The following is a 4571-nucleotide window of genomic DNA, read 5'->3' as shown; positions in this document are numbered from 1 at the left end:
CTCATAGGACTATCGTCGCGCACGGCGATCAAGGACTGGCTGGACATGGTGATGATTCCTGATTCTCGCCCTACGTCAAATGGCGAACTTGCTGTAAGGTACTGGCCTCACTCGACCTTGACACGTAGGGCATGGCCGTGGCAGCCTCACACGGGCGCAAAGCAGGACGACGCGAAATCACCGCCGACCATGGCAACGTCAAACGCGCCCACGAGCTGATGGTCCAAGGCCTGAAACCCGCTGATATTGGGAAGATCATCGGAACCAGCCGTGCCACCGTCTACCGGTACCTCAACATGGGCACCGACTGACGAAGGCACGGGTGGGACTTACCGGTCCGGCTGGGGCGACGCACTCGGCAAGGGTTACCGGGGCAGTTGTGTGACGATGACATCGTCCTGCAACGCGCCGATCGGCGCCACCAAACCGAAGTGGAGCCCATAGAGTGCGTGCAGGCCTTGATGCGACGTCTCAGATATAGGCGTCGGAGGCATCGATACCGTCGGAGTCAGGCGCGCGGCCCCGACTTTGGTATGCGGGCGTCCAGAGCAGCTGGCACAGCTGGGTCCTCGTCGCGGCGAAGCAGTTCGACAACGTCTTCGGGGAGATCGTCCTCCCCTGCGAGGTACCAGCGGGCCATGGGGGAACCCGTGCGTGCCACGCGGAGTGCCCGCTCGTCGTCGGGGGGAAGACCTTCGGAGGGGGTGTCGATTCGCTCGATCGCGAACTGCAGGTTGGCAGGCACGCGGACGCGGCCCGGCTGCTGAGCCGGATGGACGTTGATGGAGACGTTGGCCTCGCCGCCGTGCCAGGTGACCCAGTCGGCGGCGTATCCGTCCCACCCTGCCCAGCGAGGGTCGTCCGCGGGCCATTCGGTCCAGCCCGGGTCGAAGCCGTACCGGTGCGCATCGCCGCCGATGGCGTCGACGAGGTGCGCCAACTCCTGCCCAAAAGCAAAGACCGTCGCGTCTTCGCCACTGAAGAAGACCGAGAGGTTGGGGGCGTGATCCGCCGACCACAGGTCCCACGCCGGGCTATCCGGATGGAGCCAACGACCGCCCTCAGTGCCGCGGACCCAGCCCGAGCGCTCGATCCCCGCTGCAAGCGATTCGACCTCGGAGAGCAGGTTCCCGAGAATCGCCGCGCGCGCGAGCTCTGCCACGTCGTTGAGCATCGCATCCATGTTCATAGAACTAGTGAGTCAGCGCCGCACAATGCTGTCAAGCGTGCCCCCTCGGGGACGTGCCTTCGTACCACCGCCTCGTTGCCTGGCATTGGTTGTCAACGTCGCTCTCGAGAACCGCCTGCAATACTCAACGACTGCCACGCTCTCCACACCCGAAGCGCGAGAGAAGGACCGACCAAAAACTATGCGCGGCGAGGCACCCGGTGGGACAGTATTGCCTCCGCTGACCTCGAGTTCTCGCCTTCACTGTTTCGCAACTAGTGTGCATCGAAACTCATGGAATCCGGGGATGCGGCGCAAGCTGGCAGTGCCAAGTAGCGATGTAAAGTCGTCGCGATTCAGAAGTCAGATTCGCACCTCATGCGCGAGATGGTGTCCTGAACCTGACTTGCGGAATGTAAAAGCGCCCCACAAACCAAACCCGACCGGCGCTGATCCGACCGTTTCACTACCAAGGAAGTGGGACGGCAGGATTTGGCAAGCATGACCCGCATGCTCCCAAGCCCGATGCTGTTGGTTCGGCGTTTTTGGGTTTCGCCACCGGCTTCGGGCACCTTGAGTCAGCGAAAAATAGCGGCCTCCAACACGCGTCACCCAATTTCTAGGCGCCAAGGTCATTGCTGGCCGGTAACGAGCGCCGTACTCTGAAGTGAGGGCATCCTAAGAATTCGAGGATGCATCACATTCGCGAGAGGAAGATCATGAAGGCACTCGTCTATCAAGGCCCGGGACTCAAAGAATGGAAAGAGGTTCCAGACCCCACGATTATTCATGGGACCGACGTCATCGTGAAGATCGACACAACTACTATCTGTGGCACCGATCTGCACATTCTCAAGGGAGATGTTCCGGCCGTCGAGGCGGGGCGCATCCTCGGCCACGAGGGCGTCGGCACCATCACCGAGGTTGGCAGTTCCGTTTCGAGCCTCAAGGTAGGCGACCAGGTAATCATCGCCTGTGTCTCGGCCTGTGGACACTGCGACTTCTGCAAAAAGGGCGTCTACTCGCACTGCCTCGCCGACGAGGGTGCACCCGGCATTGGCTGGATCTTTGGACATCTCATAAACGGAACTCAGGCAGAGTTCGTGCGGGTGCCGTTCGCCGAAACCTCGTTGTATCTGCTGCCGCCTGAGGTGACCCCGCAGCAGGGAACTGTGCTTTCGGACATCCTTCCAACAGGCCACGAGATCGGCATTCAGTATGGCCAGGTCAAAGCGGGTGACGTCATCGCGGTTGTCGGGGCCGGCCCCGTCGGCCTCGCTGCCATCGCGACCGCCGGCCTATACGGTCCCTCCCGCATCATCGCCATCGACCTCGACGCCAACCGCGTCGAGCAAGCGAAGAAATTCGGCGCGACCGACACAGTCATTTCAAGCGACGCGGACTGGAAGGAGCAGGTGCTTGCGCTCACGGACGGGCTCGGAGTTGACGTCGCAATCGAGGCAGTCGGAATACCGCAAACGTTCGCGATGTGCCTGGACATCGTTCGGCCCGCCGGACACGTCGCCAATATGGGCGTGCATGCCAAAAGCGTCGATTTCCCACTGCAGGACCTCTGGATCTCGAACATCAACATCAGCATGGGCCTCGTAAACACGAACACCCTCGGAACTTTGCTCAAACTCGTCGCTCAGAAGAAGATCGTCGCCGAGAACTTCATCAGCCATACCTTCCAGCTCGATGATATCCTCGAGGCCTACGACGTGTTCGAACGGGCAGCGGAGACGAAAGCACTCAAAGTCATCATCAATGCCTGACCCGGGCAGCCCAAGCCACCATCTTGACAGCGATTGCTGCCGATTTGAGTGACTTGACGTGCCCACGGTCTGGTTATCCGCGGCAGGTGTGCAGTCAGCGCGATCCGCGCTGGAGTGGCGTCGACAATCATCTTGGTGTCCCTATTGCCGATCAGGAAACTCCGCCGAAGAGCGCCAAAAGTCGCAGTAAAGATAAGGTCAAGACGCTCGCGCGGGAGCGTCAAGGAATGGCGATAGCCAGGTCAGCTTGACGCCAATGGCGGTGCCGCCAGGCGTCCGTTTGGGGTATACCCCAAACGGACAGACCCGGACAAACCCCAACTACCAGGTTCGACCTATCATTTTCAGGAGATACCTGCAGTCGCCTAAGCGCCTACGGTTTGTGGGCGGTCATACTCTTGATGCCCTCAGGGAAACGATCATTGCCCCAACTGCGGTGTCCCGGTGGTCGAGGTAAGTCACTTCGCTGCGCGGAAGTGTCCTTCATGCGCATTGAGTGAAACCGCGGCGGCTGCCGCGCCCAGTCCAACCAACAACCATCCCGCTAGCAGATCGCTGCCTGATATGAGCATTGCAACGCCCCCCAGCGCTGTCGCGACGCTTATCGCGAAGGTACCCATCGCAAGTGCCTTCGCATCCCCCGTCAGCCTCCGATCGTTGAGGCGCAAGTTGTTCGGCGGGAATACCAGGGGTGAGGATGTTGCGAGAATTCCGCCAATGATCAAGCCGACAATTGCTGCCACTGAGCTACCAACATTGACGAGAGACCAAATGGAAGACGCACCGAAGAAGGTCCCGACGATTTGGGCCGCGAAACGTGGAAACGCGCTACGGTTCACGGGCTATCTCTCCAAATCCTCGTAGATCCACCGGTTTAGAAGGGGCCGTGTATCAGCGAAGCGAATGTTCCACCAGCTAGGACTACTCTCGTCGGTCTGCCCGCCGGCGGCCAATAAGAACAACGGCTGAAACGACGATCACAAGTCCCGCGACACACGTCCCAAAAATTCCAATGCCTTGCCCATCGATCGCGGCTGGCAATTCGAGGGGCACGACGACGATTCCTACTACCAACAGCACAATCATCGTCTTCTGGGATACGAAATACTTCTTCACGACGTACTTCTCCTTGACTATGAACTTCTATTTCTCGGCCCGCAATGCCTGCGATTCATGCCGGGCTGCGCCCATGAAATGACGACGAAGCCACCACACGTTTTGCTATTTTGTGAGAGAGATTAGATCAATGAGCCTTTCGGCGTCGTCTCCGGAGAATGAGACCGACGACGAAGAGGACCGCCCCGATAATCATCGACGATACGGGAATTGTTGGACCGCTTGGAAGACGAGCTAGGAGCAAAGTAGCGAAGATGATAATTACAGCTATTCCTCCGCCTATGAGGATTTCCGGCTGGCGATTTATGGGATCCTTCATAAGTTCAGCACCCAAACACTCCAGCGGTGCCAACGACGGCACCTACACCAATACTTACAACGGATCCTGTTTCGGTGATAGCCGCGGCTGATGCCGTCGTCTGGGCTGCTGCGGATATCTCGGACAGTGGGCCCTCTTAAAATGAGGGTTCACTGAAAGTAGAGAACCGCATGACCGCACCACGCCGGAAATT

The 4571-nt window shown here is 59.3% G+C and carries 5 protein-coding genes; 2 read left to right on the top strand and 3 right to left on the bottom strand.

All coding sequences use genetic code 11. The features are described 5' to 3' along the window. The first annotated feature begins 137 nt into the window (after positions 1 to 137). Positions 138 to 311, top strand: a complete 174-nt coding sequence (locus IWX77_RS16705) for a helix-turn-helix domain-containing protein (protein WP_327012284.1) — start codon at positions 138 to 140, stop codon at positions 309 to 311. A gap of 197 nt (positions 312 to 508) precedes the next feature. Here IWX77_RS16705 and IWX77_RS16700 read toward each other — a convergent pair whose 3' ends face one another. Further along, positions 509 to 1189 carry a hypothetical protein gene (locus IWX77_RS16700; protein ID WP_196845671.1) on the bottom strand — a complete coding sequence of 227 codons (681 nt, stop codon included), beginning with the start codon at positions 1187 to 1189 and terminating at the stop codon, positions 509 to 511. Between the two features lie 698 nt (positions 1190 to 1887). On the opposite strand from IWX77_RS16700, the gene IWX77_RS16695 reads away from it, so the two are divergent. After that, positions 1888 to 2943 carry a zinc-dependent alcohol dehydrogenase family protein gene (locus IWX77_RS16695; protein WP_196845672.1) on the top strand — a complete coding sequence of 352 codons (1056 nt, stop codon included), beginning with the start codon at positions 1888 to 1890 and terminating at the stop codon, positions 2941 to 2943. 458 nt (positions 2944 to 3401) lie between these two features. On the opposite strand, the gene IWX77_RS16690 is transcribed toward IWX77_RS16695, so the two are convergent. Continuing rightward, positions 3402 to 3686 (bottom strand): hypothetical protein, encoded by a 285-nt coding sequence (locus IWX77_RS16690; RefSeq protein ID WP_196845670.1) that lies wholly within the window; start codon positions 3684 to 3686, stop codon positions 3402 to 3404. A gap of 178 nt (positions 3687 to 3864) precedes the next feature. Next, on the bottom strand, positions 3865 to 4059 hold the full coding sequence (locus IWX77_RS16685; RefSeq protein ID WP_196845669.1) for a hypothetical protein: 195 nt from the start codon (positions 4057 to 4059) through the stop codon (positions 3865 to 3867). Positions 4060 to 4571: the final 512 nt, after the last annotated feature.

The sequence above is a fragment of the Cryobacterium sp. CAN_C2 genome, assembly GCF_015751745.1.
GTDB lineage: Bacteria > Actinomycetota > Actinomycetes > Actinomycetales > Microbacteriaceae > Cryobacterium.
The sequence above is the reverse complement of the archived record's forward strand: the minus strand, read 5'-3'. Positions and strand labels throughout refer to the sequence as shown.